Below are 23,452 nucleotides of genomic sequence, written 5' to 3'. Positions count from 1 at the left end.
TTACTCAAAAAATGGTTGATCGTCATTAATTAAAATGCGCTCAATTTTCTTTGCTTTTCCTGTATTTGGATCCACATCAATTAACACTGCACTTAATTGCGTTCTACCACTTGTTACTTCAAATCGTACCGGTAAGTTCGTTAAAAACTTCTTCAATACTGCTTCTCGGTCCATACCTAAAATTCCATCATATGGCCCTGTCATCCCAACATCTGTAATATATGCCGTTCCGCTTGGTAAAATACGGTTATCCGCTGTAGGGACATGCGTATGCGTACCTACTACTGCTGTAGCACGTCCATCTACATACCAACCTAGCGCTTGTTTTTCACTTGTAGTCTCCGCATGGAAATCAATAAAGATAATATTCGTACGTTTTTTCGCAATATTAATTAATTCATCCACTTTACGGAATGGACAATCAATCGGAGGAAGGAAAGTACGCCCCTGTAAGTTAATAACTGCAACTTCTGTTCCATTACAGTTCACAAAGATAAGTCCTTTTCCTGGAGTTCCTTCTGGGAAGTTAGCTGGTCTTGCAAGATATTTTGCATCATCGATGAATTCAAATACTTCACGATTATCCCAAGCATGGTTTCCAAGTGTAACTGCTTGTGCCCCACACTCTAAAAAGTTTCGATATATTTTTTCTGTAATCCCACGGCCACCTGCTGCGTTTTCTCCATTAATGATTGTTACTGTAGGTGTATATTTTTTCTTTAATGCCGGTACGTATTGTTGAATCATACCTCTACCAGGAGATCCTACTACATCCCCAACAAATAATATTCTCATATGTCTTACCCTTTCTATGTACTGCATTTTTTATTGCTATAGCATTAAGGAAATTCCTTATAATATGTTTATTATAAGTTTGTTTCACTTTTACGCTATATAACTAACTGTCTTTATTTTATCCAATTCCAACACAAAAAAATAAAGTGGTGTTTCACCACTTTATTTTGCGTATTCCACTGCACGTGTTTCACGAATAACAGTTACTTTAATATGTCCTGGGTAATCCAGTTCATTTTCAATACGTTTTCGGATATCACGAGCTAAACGATGAGCTTCTAAGTCATCGATTGTATCTGGTTTTACCAAAATACGAACTTCACGTCCTGCTTGAATTGCAAATGATTTTTCAACGCCTTCATAAGACTCTGAAATCTCTTCTAACTTTTCAAGACGACGAATGTAGTTTTCAAGCGTTTCACTACGAGCTCCCGGTCTTGCAGCTGATAAAGCATCTGCTGCTGCAACTAAAACTGCAATGATAGAAGTTGGTTCTGTGTCACCATGGTGAGATGCGATACTGTTTATAACTACAGGATGCTCTTTATATTTCGTTGCGAGTTCAACACCAATTTCAACGTGGCTACCTTCTACTTCATGGTCAATCGCTTTTCCGATATCATGTAATAGACCAGCACGTCTTGCTAGTTTTTCATCCTCACCAAGCTCTGCTGCCATAAGTCCAGTTAAATATGCAACTTCCATAGAGTGTTTTAAGACGTTTTGTCCATAACTTGTACGGTATTTTAAACGACCTAAAATTTTAATTAAATCTGGGTGTAATCCGTGAACACCCACTTCAAACGTTGTTTGCTCTCCGACTTCGCGAATATACTCGTCCACTTCACGTCTTGATTTTTCGACCATCTCTTCAATACGCGCTGGGTGAATACGTCCGTCCTGTACTAGTTTATCAAGAGCGATACGAGCTGTTTCACGACGAATTGGATCGAATCCAGAAAGAATTACCGCCTCTGGTGTATCATCGATAATTAAGTCAATACCCGTTAACGTTTCTAACGTACGAATATTACGACCTTCACGCCCGATAATACGTCCCTTCATTTCGTCATTTGGAAGATTTACAACCGAAACGGTTGTTTCAGCAACATGATCAGCTGCACATCTTTGCATTGCAAGAGATAAAATCTCTTTTGCTTTCTTATCCGCTTCTTCTTTCGCGCGAACTTCACTTTCTTTTACCATAACAGCGATTTCATGAGAAACTTCATTTTCTACTTTACCAAGAATAATTGCTTTCGCTTGTTCGCGTGTCAGATTGGAAATGCGCTCTAATTCTGTTTGTTGCTTTTGAACTAACTCTCCCACTTTGCTTTCCAACTCTTCAATCTGTTGTTGTCTCGCTACAAGAGATTCCTCTTTCTTCTCTAACTGCTGCTCGCGTTTATCGAGCGTTTCGTCTTTACGATCAAGGTTCTCTTCTTTTTGCATTAAACGATTTTCTTGTTTTTGTAATTCGCTTCTACGGTCACGAATTTCTAATTCAGCTTCTGTACGAAGTGTATGAATTTCATCCTTTGCTTCTAAAAGCGCTTCTTTCTTAAGTGCTTCAGCCTCACGATTCGCTTCGTCTAAAATACGTTTCGCTTCATTAGCCGCACCATTAATCTTCGCTTCAGCAATAGACTTTCGAACAAAAAAGCCAACAACTGCACCGACTGTTGTTGCAAGCAAAATGGAGATGAGTATCCAAACTGTACTACTCATGATTTCACCTCCCCTTGCTATGAATGAAAAAAGACTGTCGGCATGTACATTAAATTACAATATACAGCAAAGACCGTCGTCCCGCTTTTTTAAGGGACTTTCTTCATTTCACAATTAAAATGTCATATTATTATTTCGGTAAGATTTAAACCTTACTCCGAATATTACTTCTCTTCTTGAGAAGAGTATATCGTATATAAGAAAAAATATACATTCTCATTGTATCTATCGTAATTTTCATTGTCAAGCGTTGTCTACTTTTACTTTCTTTACCTTCAGTCCTTAATGTTATCTGAATTTGAAAAATTGATAGCATACTATCCTGGAAAACCTTAGTAAATACCATTTTATTCCCTTAAAACGTATGAATATTCCTCTTTACACATCCCATTTGAGTCAAAAAAATATTTTAACCACTACGATAGATACCCCTTTAATAGAAGGTAAAAAAATAAAAGACACGGGACCCGTGTCTTTTATTTTTTAATCTTGAAGAGTTGCATCTTCCGTGTCTTCCACACCAGAATCTTCACCAATTCCGTGATGATCACGAACAAAGAAGGCAATTTCCTCTCTTAAGTCCGTATTCTCTTTTAAGAATTGCTTCGAATTTTCACGACCTTGTCCTAAACGTTCTTCATTATAAGAATACCAAGCACCGCTCTTTTGAACGATATCAAGCTCAGAAGCCATATCCAAGATTTCACCCTCTCTTGAAATACCTTCTCCGTACATAATATCAACTTCAGCAACACGGAATGGTGGCGCTACTTTATTTTTCACTACTTTTACTTTTGTTTTATTACCAACGATGTCGTTACCTTGCTTTAATTGCTCCGCACGACGCACTTCAAGACGGACAGTTGAATAGAATTTCAACGCACGACCACCTGGAGTTGTTTCTGGGTTTCCGAACATAACCCCAACTTTTTCACGAATTTGGTTAATAAAGATTGCAATTGTTTTTGATTTGTTGATTGCTCCTGAAAGCTTACGAAGTGCTTGTGACATTAAACGTGCTTGTAAACCTACGTGTGAGTCACCCATGTCGCCTTCAATCTCTGCTTTCGGTACAAGAGCTGCTACAGAGTCAATTACGATAATGTCAACCGCACCACTTCGTACAAGAGCTTCCGCGATTTCTAATCCTTGCTCCCCTGTATCAGGCTGTGATAATAGTAATTCATCTATGTTAACGCCTAATTTTTGTGCATATACAGGATCCATTGCGTGCTCCGCATCGATGAATGCTGCTTGTCCACCTTGACGTTGTACTTCTGCAATTGCATGTAATGAAACTGTCGTTTTACCTGAACTTTCAGGTCCGTAAATTTCGATAATACGGCCACGTGGGTATCCGCCTACCCCTAATGCCACATCAAGTGCTAAAGAACCACTTGAAATTGTAGAAATTCTACGTTCCGCTTGTTCTCCTAATTTCATAATTGAACCTTTACCAAATTGCTTCTCTATTTGTTTTAACGCCATATCTAATGCCGCTTGACGATCACTCATTCAAAATTCCTCCTTAACTGAATTGCTAATCTTATTATACCTATTTTCAATTCAATTTGCCAACAAAAATCGAACATTTATTCGATTTTTTTATTTTCCATTACATAAATACGTAATTTAACTATAAAAAAAGCTAGAAGAAACTTATATCTCTTCTAGCTTTTTATATAAATGATAAAATCCATATTTTGTCGAGCGTTCTCTAATTTGTTGACGACTTCCACTTAAATTAAGAGGAAAAACTGCAGTTTGTTCACCTTTAATCGCCAATCCAACAAATACTGTTCCTGGCTCTTTCTGTTCTGAAGCATCTGGCCCTGCTACCCCAGTGAAACTAATTCCGATATCCGCTTTTAATAAATCCTTAACATTTTCAGCAAGATAACGAGCACATTCTTTACTAACTGCACCATCAGTATGCAACACTTCTTCAGGCACACGCAATACATGTTGCTTCACATCATTATGATAACAAATGACACCGCCTTTAAATACAGAAGAAACACCAGCATTTTCAGTTACTTGATTTCCAAAAAGACCACCTGTTAAACTTTCTGCACATGCTAAAGTTAACCCTTTTCTCTTCAATAACTCGATTGCCTTATAATGCAAAAATTCTTGGTCATATCCGTAGAAAAATTCTCCTACCCTTTCTAAAATCAAATCTTCCACATGTTGAATTAGTTTCTCCGCTTCGCTAACATTTTGATGCTTAGCGGTTAAACGTAATGTCACTTCTCCATCATTTGCTAGCGGGGCGATTGTTGGGTTTGTTTGTCCATCAATTAAATCTTGAACTTTCACCTCTAATTGGGACTCCCCGATACCGAAGAAACGAAGCACACGGGAATAAATGTTTTCTCCTGTTGTAAAATTACGTAAAAAAGGCTCCACGTAACTTACATACATTGGTTTCATTTCTTTTGGCGGCCCTGGTAATAAAATATAAACTTTTCCGTTCTTATTTACCCCCATACCAGGCGCCATACCGTGGTCATTTGCAAATACTGTTGCTCCATTTAAGACGAGCGCTTGCTTTTTATTATTCTCCGTAAATTCACGGCCTGTACGCTTAAAGTAATTACTTATTAAGGCTAATGCCTTTTCATCATACACAAGCGCTTCATCTAAACTAGCCGCTATCGTTTCTTTCGTTAAATCATCTTTTGTCGGTCCTAATCCACCTGTAAAAATAAGTATATCAGCACGTTCTTCCGCAGCTTCAATCGCCTTTTGCAGTCGCTTATTATTATCACCAACAACAGTATGATAGTACACGTTAATTCCAATTGAAGCTAACTTTTCAGATAAAAACTGGGCATTTGTATTTGCAATTTGTCCAAGTAATAATTCAGTTCCAACCGCAATAATCTCAGCATTCATCCTAATTCCCCCATAAACTTCTATTTTGAGTTTACAAAAGCAGCTCTATTTTTCCAGAAATAATCCCATCCTGAAATAACAGTAAAGATTAATGCAATCCATATGAAGATATCAGCAACTGGAATATGGATTAAATTTAAAGGTACATCGTGTAATAAATATGCTGCAATCGCAATAATTTGTGTCCATGTCTTAATTTTCCCTAGCTGATTTGCCGCAACTACTTCCCCTGTTCCAGCAAGTACAAGACGTAAACCTGTTACAGCAAACTCACGACTGATAATTACAATAACAATCCAAGCCGGTACATATTGCATCTCTACCAATGTAATAAGTGCTGCTGAAACAAGTAATTTATCAGCTAATGGGTCAAGAAACTTTCCTAAATTCGTTACAAGATTATACTTTCTTGCGTAATGTCCATCAATCCAATCTGTAGCTGAAGCAATGATAAAGATAAGTGCCCCTACTAAATGTTGAATTGGCAAATCAACATCACCAATTTTGTATGAACCCCAATCAAAGGGCGCTAACATAATTACCATAAAAATTGGAATTAAGAAGATTCTAGATATTGTAATTTTATTTGGTAAATTCACAGCTATTCCTCCATCATATCAAAAACATTTGTTCATCGAAAAAAAAGTCATCGAAGCGATGACTGTTATTGTGCAGGTTGCTCTATCCCTTGGTTTTTAATCACCAATCTTTGGTGATATTCTTTTTGTGGATCTAACGGGAAAGCAAGCACTTGGCCATTCAGTTTAATTTCAACATTCGGTGCACTTCCAATATTAAGTCGTACTTCTTTTAATGTTGATACATCGCGTTTCTCTGTTTGACCGCTTTGTACTGTAGTGTTTAGAATTTCATTACCCGCATCATCCTTAACATCTACATAACTTGCACCCTTCGCTGAAATTTCCAATTCTAACGTTTTATTATTATGAATTTCCAAAGTAGATACCTTACCAGTTGTTCCAACTACTTTCACTTCTTGCTGTCCAGTTGGTGGTGCTGGCTGCTCCTCTTTCTTTGGTTCTTCTTTCTTTAGTTCTTCTTTCTTTGGCTCTTCTTTCTTTGGCTCTTCCGCTTTCTTCGTATCTAACGGAGAATCTTTCGCTTTTTGAACTTCAATTTTCTCACTTTGAGCACTCGGAACTTTTTCATCATCTTTTCCAGTTAACGCTTGAAACACAAACCAGATTACGACTCCAACCGCGATTACTAACAGCGCAACTAAGATTTTCGGCATGTGATCTGCAACTGGCCATGATGAAGATTTTTGCATTGTTTCTTGTGTTTTTTGTCCCGTTGATACTTGTGGAACTTCACGCCTTTCAGATTGTGGTATCGTACTCTGATGTTCTACAAGCAGTTCCTCTCCATTTAATCCAACAGCATCTGCGTATTGTTTAATGAATGCACGCGCATAAAAAGCTCCTGGCAATACATCATAATTGCCTTCTTCAATTGCCACTAGATGGCGTTTTTGAATTTTTGTAATTTCATGCAGCTGATCAATAGACAAGCCTTTCGCTTCTCTTGCTTCTTTCAGCTTTTGTCCCAATTCCGTCACTACTAACACCTCAATATTTCTTTAAAAGTCAAACATAGAGAAATTATTTTGCGTACCTTGCTCAATTTCATCTACTAAATTATATTGAATTTCTTCATCATAATCGTTACGCAACTCGATAATATAATCAAAATCATCCAATGTGTATTCTGACTGACTCACAAATACATCAGGATGTTCCACAACTTTCGTTGCAGGCAATCTCATAATTTCACGAACGAGCTGCCAATGTCTTTCGTTGGCACGCTTCGTTGACACAATTCCATCTAGGATGAAAATATTGTCATCGCTATACTCATCTTCAATTAATTGACTACGAACAGTTTGCTTAATAAGAGTAGATGATACAAATAACCACCTTTTATTTGCACAAACACTTGCAGCAACAATGGATTCTGTTTTTCCGACACGAGGCATTCCGCGTATCCCAATTAGTTTATGGCCTTCTTTTTTCATAATTTCTGCCATAAAGTCTACAAGTAAGCCTAATTCATCACGCACAAATCGAAATGTTTTCTTATCATCTGCATCTCGTTGTATGTACCTACCATGCCTAACCGCTAGCTTATCTCTTAGCTTGGGCGGACGATATTTCGTTACCGTTATGTTATCCATCGTATTTAAAATTGATTCAAGTCTAGAGATTTGCTCTTGATTATCACACATAAGAAGTAACCCACGTCGTGCATTATCTACACCATTAATTGTGACAATATTAATGCCGAGCATACCGATTAACGAAGAAACGTCACCAAGCAAGCCAGGTCGGTTTTTATGTATTTCATATTCAAAATACCATTCAATCATCCAAGATCACTCCCCTTGCTTACTTTACACCTACGTACTATATTATATGATTTCACCTTAATAGGGAAGCTAAATGTATAATCTATCCTGTGTAATTATTATACAAAAAAAGTAGAGAGGAGAATCTCCTCTCTACTTTTACTTATGTTGTACAAACTTAACCATTAAGTTTGCAATTGTATGTTGCTCCTGTTCATCAGCAACTTTCCAAAGCTCAGCTAATAATTTCTCTTGGTCATTGCGCCCTTCTACTTCATTAGCAAGGTAGTCGCCAACACGAAATGCCATATCTGATACCGCACCGCCGTCTAAACCTTTTCCTTGCGCTTGCTCTAAACGATCTCCTAAAAAGCTCTTCCACTGATCAAAATTATCTAATACTGACATAATTAAGCACCTCACTATTGAGTAATAAAATCATCCTTAATTTGTGCAACTGTTCATTTTTTATGTAAGAAATTTTTAGCAGTGCCAACCGCCATTCACTCCGATGATTTGTCCAGTTATGTATGATGCTCCTGGTGATACGAGGAATGAAACTGTTTTTGCTACTTCTTCTGGTAATCCTATTCTACCTAATGGTATATCTTCAGCAATTCCCATTTTATCTTCTTCAGAAAAAACACTTAACATTTCCGTTTCAATTGCTCCTGGTGCTACTGCATTCACACGTAATCCACTTAAAGAAACTTCTTTCGCTAAAGCTTTCACATATGAATTTTGCGCCCCTTTTACCATTGAATACAGCACTTCACAAGAAGCCCCTATTTGTCCCCATATAGATGAAATAATTACAATATTACCACTTCTCCTCCCGATCATAGGCGGAAGTGCCATTGAAAGTAATTTATATACGTTCTTCACTTGAAGTTCTACCATATAACCCAATTCTTCGTTTGTTACATCTGTTACTAGTCCAAAAATACTCTTCCCAGCTGCGTATACAATAACATCAATAGGGTGTTCAATTTGTCCCCACAATTGCTCTGCTCCATCACTAGAAGCCAAATTCGCTTGAACAGGGATAACTTCTCCCCATGCTTTCTGCAATTCCAATACCTTTCCTTCACTGTTATTGTAATGAACATAAACTGTATATCCATCTTGAATTAATTGTTTCGAAATAGCAGAGCCAATCCCTCCGCTCCCTCCAGTTACTAACGCATACTTTTTCATAAATTCCCTCTCTTATCTCTACAAGTTCAATTTTCACACAACTAAATAATACCCTCATCTTACAATTTTTCAATGATAAGATGAGGGTATCTTTAAAATGTTATTTTTTCGGTAACACCTGACAAACACTCATTTTTTCTTCTGATAACAATAATTTTGCTACTTCTTGTAAGTCTTGAACCGTCAGCCCTTCTAATACAGTCAATGCATCAAATAGACTAGATTCATTAAACGCATATCGTGTAAATTGATTTGCAATATATTCTGGTGAATTCAACGAGCGTAAAAAACCACCAATTTTCTTTTTCTTCACTCGTTCTAATGCCGCCGCATCTAATTGATCATAATCTGTTTTTAATAAAATATCTTTTAAACGATCTGCCAATTCATCAGGTTGTTTCGTATCACCACCAACCATTGCAAAACCGAAGTTATTTTCTTCTGTATAGTCATACGAGAATGAATCATCAATAAGTCCTTCATTATATAAAGCTTCGTAATGAACAGAACTTTTTCCAAATAAATAATCTAAGAGTAACGTAAGCGCAATTTCTTGTTTTAAAAGCGCTTGCCCCTTTTCTTTTAAATTAGTCGCTTTAATACCAACTAAACATTTCGGTGTTTGCACAGGCATTGAAATAATTTTTTTCTTTTCATTTACCTCATTTGGTTCCTCTTCAAATGAACGCACAATTTCTGGCTGGTTTTTATAATCTTTTTCCGCTTGATTTTCACGTACTAAATCCATTGTTTTCTCTGGATCAATTGCACCCACAACAAATAATAACATATTGCTCGGATGATAAAATGTTTCATAACATTCATATAATAAATCTTTCGTAATTTTACTAATAGATTCGATTGTGCCTGCAATATCAATTTTAATTGGGTGTTTTACAAACAAGCTATCAATTAACCCAAAGTACAAACGCCAATCTGGGTTATCTTGATACATTTGAATTTCTTGCCCAATAATCCCCTTCTCTTTTTCAACTGTTTTTTCAGAGAAATAAGGCTCTTGCACGAAGTTTAGCAATGTATTTAAATTTTGTTCTACGTTTGAAGTACATGAAAAAAGGTAAGCTGTTCGTGTGAAGGATGTAAAAGCATTTGCCGATGCTCCTTGTTTACTAAACAATTGGAAAGCATCGTGATCTTCTTTTTCAAATAATTTATGCTCAAGAAAATGTGCAATCCCATCAGGCACACGAATCATTTCTTCTTTCCCCAATGGTACAAATGTATTATCTACTGAACCATATTTCGTCGTAAACGTCGCAAATGTTTTATTAAATCCTTGTTTCGGTAAAACATATACATCTAATCCATTAGGAAGTTTTTCATAATAGAGTGTTTCTTTTAATTGCTCATAAACAATTTTTTCCATTTACTCTCCCTCCGTTCCTTGTAAAAAGTAAATTGTATCTAGTTCAATATTTTTAGCTACTTTTACAATTTCTTCTTTTGTTACACTTTCTATACCTGTAAGCCATTCTTCAACTGGACGTGTACGATCTGAAATAATACCATGATATAGCATTTCTACAAATCCACGCGGTGTATCAATCGCCTCTAATATTTGATTTTGGATGACACTTTTTGTTTGATGTATTTCTTCTTCAGAAAACTCTCCGTTTTGCATCGCAAGCATTTGTTCTTTAATAATCTCAACTGCTTTTTCATAATTTTTCGCTTCGATTCCTGACATAACAAATAATAAACCTTTATGACTTTCAAAGCGCGATGCTGCATAGTACGCTAAACTATTTTTTTCACGCACATTTACGAATAACTTCGAATGAGAAAAACCACCAAACAATCCATTGAACAATTGCAATGCAAAATAATCTTCATCTTTATATGTGACAAATGTACGATAACCGATGTGTAATTTACTTTGTTTTAATTCTTGTTTTTCAACAACTTCTTTTTCTTCATTATTTCGTCTATGAAGGAGTACATTTCTTTCTCTCACTGGACGAGCTGAAATAGAAAAATACTTACTTACAAGATCAACGGCGTTTTCTGAAATATCACCAATAATATATAGATCCATCTCATCTTCCGCTAACACCTTTTGATAATATTGATACAGACTTTCATTTGTAATAGAAGCAACACTCTCTTTTTTTCCATTTGCACTTAAACGATACGGTTCTACTTTGCACATTTCTTCAATTAAACGCTCGTTTGCATAACGCATTTTATCATCATAAGTAGCTTCAATTCTCTGTAACAGTGCTCTTTTTTCACTTTCTACGATAGAAGATAGGAAACCGTTCCCCTCGGTTGCTGGATGTAACACAATATCAGACAACATAGAAAGCGCTTTTTCAAATAACGGTGGTGCATCATGTAAATAAACTTCATTTGCAATGTCTACATAAATGGAGATAATATGGTCTTCCCCTTTTTTACTTACATCTACCGCTAAAGAAGACCCGTATAATTCTTCTAAATATTGACGAAGACGAATTACAGAAGGTAATTTTTCTGTGGCACTTTGCAATACGTATGGCAATAGGGCACGCTCTGTCACCGTCTCCTCATTTAAAGGCGCTTTAAAACGAAATACAAAGGTATTCGTTTTATATTTATCAGTCGGAATAATATGTACGCGCAAACCACCTAACTCATGTAGTTGTTGTTCCATTAGTTTCATTTATAGCCCTCCTTTACGTATATAGGAATATTCCTCTTCAATATACAGTTTTTAGAAATAAAAAATCAACTTTTCTCCCTTATTATGCTTACATATGATTCTTTCTAAAAACTTTAATATGTAAGGAACATAGTAAAATTCCGTATTAAATATATTCTATGTAAAAAAGCCCACACTAATGTGCGAGCTTTTTTATACTTATAAAATACTTATCGTTTTCCTTTTTCATAAGGAGTTCCTAATGCTTTCGGAGCTTCAGAACGACCTACAAAACCAACAAGCGCTAATATTGTGAATACATATGGTAATATCGTTAATAAAACACTTGGAATTTGATCTAATACAGGAATTGTTCCGCCCGTTACACTAAGAGATTGCGCAAAACCAAAGAATAGAGCTGCACCTAGTGCGCCTAGTGGATTCCACTTCCCAAAAATCATAGCAGCTAAAGCTAAGAAACCTTGTCCTGTAATAGTTGCCCCTGAGAAGTTATTAGAAATTGACATTGCAAAAATCGCTCCACCAATTCCAGCAAACACTCCTGAAATACAGACTCCAATATAGCGCATTTTATATACGTTAATCCCCATCGTATCCGCTGCCATTGGGTGTTCACCAACAGCACGTAGACGAAGACCGAACGGTGTTTTATAAATAACATACCAAACAACGAATGCTAAAATAATGGCAATATACGACGTTATTGGTACATTCGAGAAAAATATTTTCCCTAAAACCGGAATATCCGAAAGGCCTGGAATATCAATCTTTTCAATACGATACTGAATAAAGTCAGTCTGCCCTTTATCAAAAATCTTCTTAATTGCAAATACCGTTAAACCAAGAGATAAGAAGTTAATTGCTACACCACTTACAACTTGATCTGCTCGGAATGTAATAGAAGCTACCGCATGAAGTAATGCAAATAATCCACTACCAATTGCCGCAAATAATAACGCAATCCACGGGGTCATCGTTCCCCAAGTATCACCCATTAATAAGTTTGTAACAACTCCAATAAATGCACCAAATAGCATTAGTCCTTCTAATCCGATATTTACAACACCCGATCGTTCACTAAATACTCCACCTAGTGCTGTGAAAATGATAGGTGCCGATGTATATAACGTACCTGTCACAAGAATGGCTAATATATCTAAAAAGCTCATTTATTTCCCCTCCTTGCTCATGCGTGTAAGCGCCCATCTTAACACATAACTACATGCAACAAAGAAGATGATACATGCAATAATTACATTAATAAGCTCTGATGGTACATCTGCCTCAAAGTTCATTTGAGGGGAAGCACTTTTCAAACCACCAAATAATAAAGCTGAAAGGATTATACCAAACGGATTATTCCCTCCAAGTAATGCTACGGCAATCCCATCAAATCCTACTCCTGTAAACGAAGACATCGCGGTCATACTCTGGAATGTTCCTAATCCTTCCATCGCTCCACCAATCCCCGCAAATGCACCAGCAATTGTCATGGAGAATACTACATTACGAGAAACTTTCATACCTGCATATTGAGAAGCATGCTGATTAAATCCTACCGACTTTAATTCGTAGCCTAAAGTTGTTCGATCTAATAAGAACCACATTAAAATAGCGATTAATATTGCTACAATAATTCCCCAGTGAAGACGCGAACCATCAGTAATGCTAGCAAGCCAGTCTGAAGATAGTGATGCACTCTCTTTAATGTCATACGTTTTATCATTACCTTCATGTAAAAAGCGCTTAATGATGTCATATGTTACATATAATGCGATATAGTTCATCATAATTGTTACAATAACCTCATTAACTTGAAACTTTCCTTTTAAATATCCAGGAATGAAGCCCCAAATTCCTCCTACCAATGCTGCGAATAAAATAGATAATGGAATATGAAGGAAAGCTGGTAGTGAAACTGCATAACCGAACCAAACCGCTGCAAGCCAACCAACTAGCAATTGACCCTCTACCCCGATATTAAATAAACCTGTACGAAATGCAAACGCCACTGATAAACCAGCAAGAATAAGCGGTATCATTGTACGAAGCGTTTCACCAATCGCACTTGCGCTACCGAACATCCCTGTCCAAAGTGCACTATAACCTACAATTGGATCATAACCACTAACTAACATTACAATCGCTCCGACAAGTAAGCCAAAAATAACGGATAGTACTGGGACTAAAATATTTATCGTTCGTTCTGTTAAAAGTTTTTTAGCCATTTGTACCCACCTGCTCCTTCTTTGTTCCCCCAGCCATTAACAATCCAAGCTGTTGTTCATTCGTTTCTTTCGCATCAACTATTGCTACAATTTTCCCTTCATAAATAACAGCAATTCGATCGCTAACATTTAAGATTTCATCTAACTCTAGTGATAAAAGTAATACACCTTTCCCTTTATCCCTTTGCTCTATTAATCTCTTATGAATAAATTCAATTGCTCCTACATCTAAACCACGTGTTGGCTGTGCTGCGATTAATAAATCTGGATCACGGTCTACTTCACGTGCAATAATTGCTTTTTGTTGATTTCCCCCAGATAGAGCGCGTGCTAAAGTTTGCTCACTAGGTGTACGTACATCAAACTGTTCAATAAGAGCCTTTGCTTTTTCTGTAATTTTGCTGAAATTTAAAATCCCTTTCTTTGAAAACGGATTCTTATAGTACGTTTGCAGAACTATATTATCTCTAACAGAAAAATCAAGGACGAGCCCGTGTTTATGACGATCTTCTGGAATATGACCAATTCCTTCTTCTGTTATTCTTCTAACAGGCCAATTTGTTATTTCTTTCCCTTTAATTGCAATAGAACCTGACTCAACTTTTCGTAAACCAGTAATTGCTTCTATTAATTCACTTTGTCCATTTCCATCAATCCCTGCAATCCCAACAATTTCCCCCGCACGAACAGTTAAGTCAAGGCCTTTTACAGCAGGTAGTTGACGTGCATCGTGAACAACAAGATTTGCAATTGAAAGTACCTCTTCTTTTGGTTTCGCGTCTATTTTTTCTGTTTTAAAATTCACTTGACGTCCGACCATTAATTCTGCAAGTTTATTTTCATCCGTATTTGCAACGTCAACCGTTCCAATTCCTTTTCCTTTACGAATAATCGTACAACGATCGCAAACTTCCATAATTTCTTTCAACTTATGTGTAATAAGAACAATAGATTTTCCTTCTTGCACAAGCTTTTTCATAATTTGAATTAGCTCATGAATTTCTTGTGGTGTTAACACAGCTGTCGGTTCATCAAATATTAAAATTTCTGCACCGCGGTAAAGAGTTTTCAAAATCTCAACACGCTGTTGCATACCCACTGAAATATCCTGTATTTTCGCATATGGATCTACAGCTAAACCGTATTGTTCAGACAGTTTTTGAATTTCTTTAGCAGCTTCCTCAACAGCAATTTTCCCTTTTTTCCTCGGTTCATTTCCGAGAATAATATTCTCTGTAACTGTAAAATTATGAACAAGCATAAAGTGCTGATGAACCATTCCAATACCAAGGTCATTTGCCACATTCGGATTGGTAATATTTACAGACTTTCCTTTAATTTTAATTTCACCTTGTTCTGGTTGGTACAAACCAAATAGTACATTCATCAATGTGGATTTCCCTGCACCATTTTCTCCAAGTAAAGCATGTATCTCACCCTGCTTTACTTGCAGCGTAATATCATCATTCGCTACAATGCCTGGGAATACTTTCGTAATGTTATTCATCTCAATTACGTATTCCATTGTGTTCCTCCTTTTAACAGGGAACATTCCCTATTACACTATTAACTTATTAAGCAATTCGGAAGTTTTATACATACAAAGGTTAGTTCTATGAACTAACCTTTGCTATTTCTCTATTTATTTTTTTAGAGAAGCTTCATATTCTTTATACTCTTTATCTGTAGCCGGTACTTTAATTTCACCGTCTGTAATTTTCTTTTCAAATTCTTCTACTTTTGTTAAAATTTCAGGGTTAACTTTTTTCACGTTATCAGTTGTTTTTGAAATACCAATACCGTCATCTTTTAAACCAAACGCTTCTACTTTACCGCCTTTTAACTTACCGTCTTTCGCTTCTTGCGCTACTTTTTCAACAGCGATATCTACACGTTTTACCATTGAAGTTAATGTTACGTTTTCAGGCATACCTTCTTGGTTTTGATCACGGTCAACACCGATTACCCAAACATTTTCACCTTTTTTCTTACGGTTTTTCGCTTCAGTGAATACACCGTTACCTGTACCACCAGCAGCATGATAAATTACGTCTACGCCTTGACCATACATTGCTGATGCAAGAACTGTACCTTTTTCAGGTTTATCGAATGCTTCTGCATATTCAGATACGATTTCAATGTTTGGATTTACTGCTTTTGCACCCGCTTTAAATCCATTTTCGAATTTACTAATTAAATCACTCTTCATCCCACCAACAAATCCTACTTTATTCGATTTTGTTGACATAGCTGCTACCGCACCTACAAGGAATGATCCTTCATGATCTTTAAATGTAATGCTCGTTACGTTTGGTGCATCTACTACAGTATCAACGATTGCAAATTGTTGTTTTGGAGATTCTTTTGCTACTTCTTTAATTGCACCTTCTAATTTATAACCAATTCCGAAAGATAAATCATACTTATCTTTTGAAAATTTCTTTAAGTTTGGAATATAATCCGCTTCTTTTTCAGACTGTAGGTAACGATAATTTGTCTTTTCCTTTAATCCGTTATCTTTACCAAACTTTTTTAGTCCTTCCCAAGACGATTGGTTGAACGATTTGTCATCAACGCCCCCAACATCCGTTACCATACCGACCTTGAAGTCTTTCGTGTCTTTCTTATCACTGCTTGCCTTATCCGAGTTACCACATGCACCTAAAACTGTACTTGCTGCTAATGTTAATGATAATAAAAGACCTGCTTTTTTCTTCATACTAGAAACCCCTCCAAAAATGATATATATTTTTTTATTCTTTCGCTGCTGTCCCTTACTTCTTGCTGTCACCTCCCTAAAAAGGAACTTACCTACATACGCTTTCTTAATACGTGGAAGCTAAACTTATCAGCTCTAAAGTAATTGATAGAATATAAGATTGGCTCATCATTTTGATCATAGTGCATTTGTTTTAATACAAGCAGTGCTGTTTCAGGCTCACATTCTAAAATCGGTGAGATTTTAGGGTGATAGCCAATTGGCTCAATGTGAGCAACCGCATATGTTATGCGCTTATGCGTGTTATTATGTATCACCGTTAATAATGACTCCTCATTGTAACCCGATAAATCTGGCAATATTTCTTTTGCAAGTTTATCGATACAATATACAACAGGTTCCCCATCTGCTGTACGCACGCGTTCAATCATCACTGCATTGAAACCATCTTCACTATTAAACTTCTCTTTTTCCTCTTCTGTTAAAGTTGTAGTAGATGATGATAAAAAGATCGTTCCTGGTGTTTTCCCCACACTAGAAATCATATCTGTAATACTAGAAAGTTGTTCTATTCCAGAAGAAAATAATGGCTTTGCATTTACAAATGTCCCTACACCATGTCTACGAATGACAACATTTTCTTCTTCTAAAATACGTAACGCTTCCCTTAAAGTCGCTCTACTTACGCCAAGTTCTTTCGCTAAATCAAACTCTGATGGTAACTTTTGTCGTTCTTTATAAGCCCCATCTTTAATTTTTTCTTTGATGTGATCAATCACCCGTAAATATAGGTGACGACTATCGGATTTTACTGACATAAGACTCCCCCGCATTTCAATTATTCGACCTCTGATGTAAGACTTCTTTTCTCTTTTTTCAACTTACAACATAGTACAAATGACTAACCACTAAAAATAAGCGCAATTGTCGAATAAATAATAATAATTTTTTAAAATGAAATTTTCACTCTTTACTGTATAAAAAAAACTTTGCACCATAAACATTCCTCATTTCGAGAAAAAGTTCGGCACAAAGATCCTTTACATCCTTTGTTACACACTTTTCCCCTCATAGTCTAGCAATTCATGGTTGCCAGGTAGAAACTTATGGACCTTATCTCCAAGATTATATGAGGCAGTGATTCTTTTCGAAGTAATCTTACCACTTGCTCTCATACGTGTCAACAAAATCCAACATTTTTCTGCATTAAATATCGAACATTTACATAAAACATACTCAAAGTATTCGTATTCTAAAGATACCCTCTAAATGTAAGCCCTTTCTTTATTGCTGAGTATAGTATATAACAAAAACACTATATAAAAAAGCCTAATTGTAAAAACAATTAGGCTTTTTTAAGAACTTTTTTCTTGTACATCATTAATGAGTACTTCTCTCGGTTTACTACCTTCATATGGACCTACTACACCATTCATTTCCATTGCATCAATTAGACGAGCAGCTCGCGTATAACCTACTCTAAACCTACGTTGTAGCATAGAAACAGATGCTGTTTGCATTTCCACTACAAGTTGAACCGCTTCATCATATAATTCATCTTCTACTTCCTGCTTCGTATCAGGAACATCTTGCGGAATCATATCTTCTTGATATTGTGCTTTTTGCTGTCCAATAACATATTCTACAACTCTCTCAACTTCATCATCTGATAAAAATGCACCTTGTACACGTACAGGTTTCGATGCACCAATTGGTATAAACAGCATGTCGCCACGACCTAGTAGCTTCTCTGCACCACCACCGTCAAGAATTGTACGAGAATCTGTTTGAGAAGATACAGCGAATGCAATACGTGATGGAATATTCGCTTTAATAACACCCGTAATAACGTCAACTGACGGACGTTGCGTTGCAATAATTAAATGAATACCAGCAGCACGAGCCATTTGCGCTAGACGCATAATCGCATCCTCTACATCAGACGAAGCAACCATCATTAAATCTGCTAACTCGTCCACAATTACTACAATATACGGTAATTCGGGTTGTTTCGCTTCTGATTGACTATTATGCTCTTTTATATAATCGTTGTATCCTTCAATGTTACGTGTACCACTATGAGCAAACAATTCATAACGACGTTCCATCTCACTCACAACTTTTTTCAATGCTTGCGATGCTTTTTTCGGATCAGTTACAACTGGTGTTAACAAATGAGGCACACCGTTATATACATTTAACTCTACCATTTTCGGGTCAATCATCATTAATTTTACTTCATGTGGTTTTGCACGCATTAAAATACTAACAATAATACCGTTAATACATACACTTTTCCCGCTCCCTGTCGCACCAGCTACGAGTAAATGGGGCATTTTATTTAAACGGGCTAATACAGCTTCACCTGTAATATCTCGGCCAAGACCAATTAACAACTTCTCTTCCGGATGATTGTTAGCCTTAGAATCAAGAACTTCCCTCAGCGTTACCATCGAAACTTCTGAGTTCGGAACTTCGATCCCTACAGCTGATTTCCCGGGAATTGGCGCCTCAATACGAATGTCCTTTGCAGCTAATGCAAGGGCTAAATCATCACTTAAACTGACAATTTTGCTTACCTTTACCCCCATATCAGGATACACTTCATATTTTGTAACTGCAGGACCTCTATGCACTTTTGTTACTTTCGCTTTCACTCCGAAACTTTGGAATGTACGTTCTAATTTACGAGCATTCTCATAAATTTCCGCATTTTCATTTGTAACTTGCTTATTCTTTGGAAATTTTAATATATCAAGTGAAGGAAGCTTGTAATCTTTATTTTCTACATTTGAAAATTGCATAGGAGGTGCTTGCGCTTCACTCTCTAACGATTCAACGATTTTTTCTCCACGCTTTTTCTTTGATTCTTCAATTGGTGGAGTCTCTTCAATAAACGGTGAAGTGATCAAATCTTCTTGCTCTACTTCAATTCGTTTATCCTCTTCTTCATTTGCAGGATAATTCTCAGTGAAATTTGAAATAATTGGCGGATCAATTTGGATTTCTTCCATCGGCTCAATCACTTCTTCTTGTTCTGCAGCACGTTTGCTTCTTGTACTTCTTGTTGTTTTTTTCTTTTCTGTTTGTTCAGCCGTTCTTTTGGATCTCCAATCTTTATAATCCACTTGCATCACTTGAAATTGACTTCTAAGAATTCTACCAACTGGAGCTAACACTTCTCCAATATGTTTATTTGTTATACAGAGTACCCCGAGAATAACTAAAATAATCCCAATGATATAGGCTCCTACTTCGTCGAATAGGAAGTAACATGTCGCGAACATAAGCGCACCAAACATACCACCGCCTAAATGAACGCTATCTGGCCCTTTTTTCATTTCAAGAAAGAAGTTATCTTTCGTACTCACAATAACAGAAGTATTTTGCACTGCTCCATCTTTTGTAAGAAGGTTAAATAATGTAATATGACTAAACATTAATATTGCCAATACAATTAAATAAAATCCAATTAACCGTTTATTTAAAAGGTTCGGCCATCCGCGTTTTATAACAAAGGAAACCGATAAAGCTATTACACCTAACACACCAATTATGTACCACTCACCAAAGAAGAAGCGAAAAAATAACACAAACGATTTCCCTACAACGCCTAGCTGTAAAATCGTAATGATTGAAAGTGCAAAAAGAGTTAAACCGACGATTTCATAATACAAAGTTGGCTTTATCGTACGTCTTGCCTTTGCCTTCGTCCCTCTTTGCTTTTGTTTTGCCATTTCTTCACCTCGTGTTCTACATATAAGTAAAGCTCCCCTAAAAATGCTCTATTTATATGTCTGTTTTCTCTATTTTTCAGGTCTTTATATCTTCTATTTTTACACTTCTTGTAAAATGCTAAATAAACAGAAGAAAGCAGCCTACTCATGGCTGCTCAACCGTCTTGTTTTTTATATTATACCATAGCTTCTAAACAAAATCCTTCTTTTTGCTAAAAGGTTATTTTCTGACCGGGCTCAAACTCTAAATAGTGAAGTGGGTCCGTACTTAGCACACGTACAATAGAATAACACCCATGTTCCTCTTCAGAAACCATTAATTCCACACCATTTATATTTACAACTTTTTGACTTTCACATTGTGAATAATCGGCCGGATACACAAGTTGCTCTGGCATAATTGTATATAAAATCATTGTAACATTGTCCCTTCTGCACTACCTTCCGCGCGAACATCTATTAATTCGTTTAATTTTCGAATCGCATTTCCAATACCACCAACATCATCTATAAGACCGTACTTTACTGCATCTCCACCAATTACATTCGTCCCAATATCTCGCGTTAAATTTCCTTTCGCAAACATAAGCTCTTTAAAACGATCCTCTGTTACTTTCGAGTGCTTCGTCACAAAACGAATAACTCTTTCTTGCATCTTATCCAAATACTCAAATGTTTGCGGCACACCTATGACAAGACCTGTTAAACGAATTGGATGAATTGTCATCGTCGCAGTTTCCGCAATAAACGAATAGTCAGTAGAAACAGCAATCGGTACACCGATGGAATGTCCCCCACCTAAAACTAGAGATACTGTTGGTTTTGAAAGTGAAGCTACCATTTCTGAAATTGCTAGTCCAGCTTCAACGTCACCTCCAACCGTATTTAATATTAAAAGCAAACCTTCAATTTTCGGATTTTGTTCAATCGCAACAATTTGCGGAATGATATGCTCGTATTTTGTTGTTTTATTTTGCGGCGGTAATTGAACATGACCTTCCACTTGTCCGATAATCGTTAAACAATGAATACGTGATTCATTCATCTGTGGTACATTTGTCTGTCCAAGCTGTTGAATTTTTTCTACTATTGAAGCCTCTTTTCCAGCTTCTTTTGGCTCAGTTTCTTTTTCTTCATTTGTATATCGATCACGTTCTGTCATTTCGCATCCCCTTTCACTCGTATATAACTATTATTTCTTAAGTTATAAATTTCATTCGATAGGGTTAAAAAGAAAAAAAAGATCACCCATAAGGGTGATCTTTTTTATACTTCCATAATAATCGGTAAAATCATAGGTTTTCTCTTTGTCTCTTCGTACAAGAACTGTCCTAATAATTCACGAATATTTTGTTTTAACATTGACCATTCAATCGAATATTCTTTAATTGACTGCTCAACAATCATACGTACAATCTCTGTAGATCGTTCAATTAACGCTTCTGACTCACGAACATATACAAAACCACGTGAAATGATTTCTGGACCAGAGATAATTTTCTTTTCATCTTTACCAAGCGTTACAACTACTACTAATATTCCATCTTGAGATAACATCTTTCTATCTCGAAGAACGATATTACCAACGTCACCTACACCTAATCCATCAATTAAAACATTACCAGCTTGTACTTTACCGACTAAGTTCGCTTCATCGTCACCAAAAGCAATTACATCGCCTTTTTCTACGATAAAGATATTTTCTCTTGTAATACCTACATCTTCAGCTAAATACGCATGTGCTTTTTGCATACGGAACTCACCATGTACGGGTACAAAGTACTTCGGTTTCATTAAATTTAACATTAATTTTAATTCTTCTTGGCTACCGTGACCTGAAACATGAACTTTTCTTTCGCCGTAATAAACAACTTCAGCTCCAGCTCTAAATAACAAATCAATAATTTTTGATACAGATATTTCATTACCCGGAATTGGCGAAGCAGCAATGATAACAGTATCACCTTTACGAATTGAAATTTGTTTATGTGCTTGTTTTGCCATTCTAGATAGAGCAGCCATCGGTTCACCTTGACTACCTGTCGTTAAAATAGCTACCTTTTTCTCTGGGAAGTTGTCTACTTCTTGTAATGAAATAACCATACCTTCTGGAACATCTAAATAACCAAGACGTCTTGCAATGTCTACTACTTTCACCATACTACGTCCTACTACCGCTACTTTTCGCCCTGTTTCGGCAGCTGCATCAAATACTTGTTGAATACGATGTACATTCGATGCAAATGAAGCAACGATAATACGACCTTCTGCGCCGTAGAACACTTTAGAAATTTCTACACCAACTTCTTTTTCAGAACCTGTATAACCTGGGCGCTCTGCGTTTGTACTATCAGATAATAAGCAAAGTACGCCTTCATTTCCAATTTGAGCCATTTTCCCAAGGTCTGCTCCACTATTTCCAATTGGAGTTTGATCGAATTTAAAGTCTCCTGTATATACGATTGCACCTTTTGATGTATGGAAACAAACACCAACAGAATCTGGAATACTATGTGTCGTTCCAAAGAATGACACCGTTGTAGTATTAAACTCTACTGTTGAATTTGAATCGATTGTTTTTAAGTCTACACGACCTAACATACCCGCTTCGCCAAGTTTTTCTTGTATAAGTCCTACTGTTAATTTCGTTGCATACACTGGAATAGATAATTTACGAAGTACGTAAACAATACCACCAATATGATCTTCATGACCGTGAGTAATAAATAAACCCTTTACTCGCTCTTGGTTTTCCACTAAATATGTAATATCAGGAATAACGATATCAATTCCAAACATTTCATCTCCCGGGAACATTAACCCTGCATCCACAATAAAGATTTCAGAATCAATTTCAACACAGTACATGTTTTTCCCGATTTCACCTACTCCACCAAGAGCAAATACTTTAACAGACTCATTCTCTTTTCTCTTCATGTTGTTGCCTGGTTTAAAAATCTTGCAAACACTGATTTCACTAAAATTGCAGAGACACCAGGGGAAACTCTACAACCACCATATATTCACCGTCCAAGACGAATGTCCTTACCGTTATGCGATATCATGTCCTTGTTTATTTTTTAAACCAGGTTTCACCTCTCTTTCATTATATAAATCAAATAT

Annotated in this window: 20 protein-coding genes and 1 riboswitch; all 20 genes read right to left on the bottom strand. The window is 36.4% G+C overall.

The genetic code is table 11. The features are described 5' to 3' along the window. Positions 1-795: a TIGR00282 family metallophosphoesterase gene (locus MR160_RS00935; RefSeq protein ID WP_001221092.1), complete on the bottom strand. Its 795-nt coding sequence runs from the start codon at positions 793-795 to the stop codon at positions 1-3. A 162-nt stretch (positions 796-957) separates the two neighbouring features. Then, positions 958-2,523 (bottom strand): ribonuclease Y, encoded by a 1,566-nt coding sequence (gene rny / locus MR160_RS00930; RefSeq protein WP_000099770.1) that lies wholly within the window; start codon positions 2,521-2,523, stop codon positions 958-960. 483 nt (positions 2,524-3,006) lie between these two features. Continuing rightward, positions 3,007-4,038, bottom strand: a complete 1,032-nt coding sequence (gene recA / locus MR160_RS00925; protein ID WP_001283853.1) for a recombinase RecA — start codon at positions 4,036-4,038, stop codon at positions 3,007-3,009. Positions 4,039-4,182: 144 nt separating this feature from the next. Continuing rightward, on the bottom strand, positions 4,183-5,421 hold the full coding sequence (locus MR160_RS00920) for a competence/damage-inducible protein A (protein ID WP_000990684.1): 1,239 nt from the start codon (positions 5,419-5,421) through the stop codon (positions 4,183-4,185). A gap of 20 nt (positions 5,422-5,441) precedes the next feature. Beyond that, the gene (gene pgsA, locus MR160_RS00915; protein WP_001052967.1) at positions 5,442-6,020 is read right to left on the bottom strand and encodes a CDP-diacylglycerol--glycerol-3-phosphate 3-phosphatidyltransferase; all 579 of its coding nucleotides are present in this window, start codon (positions 6,018-6,020) and stop codon (positions 5,442-5,444) included. Positions 6,021-6,085: 65 nt separating this feature from the next. Beyond that, a complete protein-coding gene (locus tag MR160_RS00910; RefSeq protein ID WP_000137465.1) occupies positions 6,086-7,000 on the bottom strand; it encodes a helix-turn-helix domain-containing protein in 915 nt (304 codons plus the stop codon). Between the two features lie 21 nt (positions 7,001-7,021). Then, positions 7,022-7,807 carry a DUF3388 domain-containing protein gene (locus MR160_RS00905; protein ID WP_000574107.1) on the bottom strand — a complete coding sequence of 262 codons (786 nt, stop codon included), beginning with the start codon at positions 7,805-7,807 and terminating at the stop codon, positions 7,022-7,024. A 138-nt stretch (positions 7,808-7,945) separates the two neighbouring features. Next, positions 7,946-8,194, bottom strand: a complete 249-nt coding sequence (locus MR160_RS00900; protein WP_000114444.1) for a DUF3243 domain-containing protein — start codon at positions 8,192-8,194, stop codon at positions 7,946-7,948. Positions 8,195-8,269: 75 nt separating this feature from the next. Further along, a complete protein-coding gene (ymfI, locus tag MR160_RS00895) occupies positions 8,270-8,983 on the bottom strand; it encodes an elongation factor P 5-aminopentanone reductase (protein WP_000759625.1) in 714 nt (237 codons plus the stop codon). Between the two features lie 100 nt (positions 8,984-9,083). After that, positions 9,084-10,370, bottom strand: coding sequence for an EF-P 5-aminopentanol modification-associated protein YfmH (gene yfmH, locus MR160_RS00890; protein WP_000411972.1), 1,287 nt, complete (start codon positions 10,368-10,370; stop codon positions 9,084-9,086). Further along, on the bottom strand, positions 10,371-11,645 hold the full coding sequence (gene yfmF, locus MR160_RS00885; protein WP_000772416.1) for an EF-P 5-aminopentanol modification-associated protein YfmF: 1,275 nt from the start codon (positions 11,643-11,645) through the stop codon (positions 10,371-10,373). It abuts the gene before it with no gap. Between the two features lie 209 nt (positions 11,646-11,854). Continuing rightward, a complete protein-coding gene (locus tag MR160_RS00880) occupies positions 11,855-12,814 on the bottom strand; it encodes an ABC transporter permease (RefSeq protein WP_000008857.1) in 960 nt (319 codons plus the stop codon). Beyond that, on the bottom strand, positions 12,815-13,873 hold the full coding sequence (locus MR160_RS00875; RefSeq protein ID WP_001085255.1) for an ABC transporter permease: 1,059 nt from the start codon (positions 13,871-13,873) through the stop codon (positions 12,815-12,817). Next, positions 13,866-15,398, bottom strand: a complete 1,533-nt coding sequence (locus MR160_RS00870; RefSeq protein WP_000456928.1) for an ABC transporter ATP-binding protein — start codon at positions 15,396-15,398, stop codon at positions 13,866-13,868. The genes MR160_RS00875 and MR160_RS00870 overlap by 8 nt, the downstream gene beginning before the upstream one ends. A 117-nt stretch (positions 15,399-15,515) precedes the next feature. Beyond that, the gene (locus tag MR160_RS00865; protein WP_000725767.1) at positions 15,516-16,592 is read right to left on the bottom strand and encodes a BMP family lipoprotein; all 1,077 of its coding nucleotides are present in this window, start codon (positions 16,590-16,592) and stop codon (positions 15,516-15,518) included. Between the two features lie 92 nt (positions 16,593-16,684). Further along, on the bottom strand, positions 16,685-17,410 hold the full coding sequence (locus MR160_RS00860) for a GntR family transcriptional regulator (RefSeq protein WP_000114182.1): 726 nt from the start codon (positions 17,408-17,410) through the stop codon (positions 16,685-16,687). A gap of 233 nt (positions 17,411-17,643) precedes the next feature. Then, positions 17,644-17,745: riboswitch (purine riboswitch) on the bottom strand. A gap of 202 nt (positions 17,746-17,947) precedes the next feature. Continuing rightward, positions 17,948-20,329, bottom strand: a complete 2,382-nt coding sequence (locus MR160_RS00855; RefSeq protein ID WP_001118795.1) for a DNA translocase FtsK — start codon at positions 20,327-20,329, stop codon at positions 17,948-17,950. Positions 20,330-20,541: 212 nt separating this feature from the next. Then, a complete protein-coding gene (locus MR160_RS00850; protein ID WP_000605020.1) occupies positions 20,542-20,745 on the bottom strand; it encodes a YlzJ-like family protein in 204 nt (67 codons plus the stop codon). Further along, positions 20,742-21,491, bottom strand: a complete 750-nt coding sequence (gene tepA / locus MR160_RS00845) for a translocation-enhancing protein TepA (protein WP_000139825.1) — start codon at positions 21,489-21,491, stop codon at positions 20,742-20,744. Before tepA ends, MR160_RS00850 begins: the two co-directional genes overlap by 4 nt. Positions 21,492-21,595: 104 nt before the next feature. Beyond that, positions 21,596-23,266 carry a ribonuclease J gene (locus MR160_RS00840; RefSeq protein WP_000823089.1) on the bottom strand — a complete coding sequence of 557 codons (1,671 nt, stop codon included), beginning with the start codon at positions 23,264-23,266 and terminating at the stop codon, positions 21,596-21,598. Between the last annotated feature and the right edge of the window lie 186 nt (positions 23,267-23,452).

The sequence above is a fragment of the Bacillus cereus group sp. BfR-BA-01382 genome (assembly GCF_022663475.1).
GTDB lineage: Bacteria > Bacillota > Bacilli > Bacillales > Bacillaceae_G > Bacillus_A > Bacillus_A thuringiensis_S.
Note: the sequence above shows the minus strand (reverse complement) of the source record. Positions and strands in the feature narration are given on the sequence as shown.

Excerpts from the sequence above, each read along its gene's own strand:
- MR160_RS00920 (WP_000990684.1), bottom strand. The coding sequence starts at position 5,421 with ATGAATGCTGAGATTATTGCGGTTGGAACTGAATTATTACTTGGACAA.
- ymfI (WP_000759625.1), bottom strand. The coding sequence starts at position 8,983 with ATGAAAAAGTATGCGTTAGTAACTGGAGGGAGCGGAGGGATTGGCTCT.
- MR160_RS00935 (WP_001221092.1), bottom strand. The coding sequence starts at position 795 with ATGAGAATATTATTTGTTGGGGATGTAGTAGGATCTCCTGGTAGAGGT.
- MR160_RS00870 (WP_000456928.1), bottom strand. The coding sequence starts at position 15,398 with ATGGAATACGTAATTGAGATGAATAACATTACGAAAGTATTCCCAGGC.
- MR160_RS00865 (WP_000725767.1), bottom strand. The coding sequence starts at position 16,592 with ATGAAGAAAAAAGCAGGTCTTTTATTATCATTAACATTAGCAGCAAGT.
- MR160_RS00840 (WP_000823089.1), bottom strand. The coding sequence starts at position 23,266 with ATGAAGAGAAAAGAGAATGAGTCTGTTAAAGTATTTGCTCTTGGTGGA.
- tepA (WP_000139825.1), bottom strand. The coding sequence starts at position 21,491 with ATGACAGAACGTGATCGATATACAAATGAAGAAAAAGAAACTGAGCCA.
- MR160_RS00875 (WP_001085255.1), bottom strand. The coding sequence starts at position 13,873 with ATGGCTAAAAAACTTTTAACAGAACGAACGATAAATATTTTAGTCCCA.
- MR160_RS00905 (WP_000574107.1), bottom strand. The coding sequence starts at position 7,807 with ATGATTGAATGGTATTTTGAATATGAAATACATAAAAACCGACCTGGC.
- MR160_RS00855 (WP_001118795.1), bottom strand. The coding sequence starts at position 20,329 with ATGGCAAAACAAAAGCAAAGAGGGACGAAGGCAAAGGCAAGACGTACG.
- MR160_RS00880 (WP_000008857.1), bottom strand. The coding sequence starts at position 12,814 with ATGAGCTTTTTAGATATATTAGCCATTCTTGTGACAGGTACGTTATAT.
- yfmH (WP_000411972.1), bottom strand. The coding sequence starts at position 10,370 with ATGGAAAAAATTGTTTATGAGCAATTAAAAGAAACACTCTATTATGAA.
- recA (WP_001283853.1), bottom strand. The coding sequence starts at position 4,038 with ATGAGTGATCGTCAAGCGGCATTAGATATGGCGTTAAAACAAATAGAG.
- yfmF (WP_000772416.1), bottom strand. The coding sequence starts at position 11,645 with ATGAAACTAATGGAACAACAACTACATGAGTTAGGTGGTTTGCGCGTA.
- MR160_RS00900 (WP_000114444.1), bottom strand. The coding sequence starts at position 8,194 with ATGTCAGTATTAGATAATTTTGATCAGTGGAAGAGCTTTTTAGGAGAT.
- MR160_RS00860 (WP_000114182.1), bottom strand. The coding sequence starts at position 17,410 with ATGTCAGTAAAATCCGATAGTCGTCACCTATATTTACGGGTGATTGAT.
- MR160_RS00850 (WP_000605020.1), bottom strand. The coding sequence starts at position 20,745 with ATGATTTTATATACAATTATGCCAGAGCAACTTGTGTATCCGGCCGAT.
- rny (WP_000099770.1), bottom strand. The coding sequence starts at position 2,523 with ATGAGTAGTACAGTTTGGATACTCATCTCCATTTTGCTTGCAACAACA.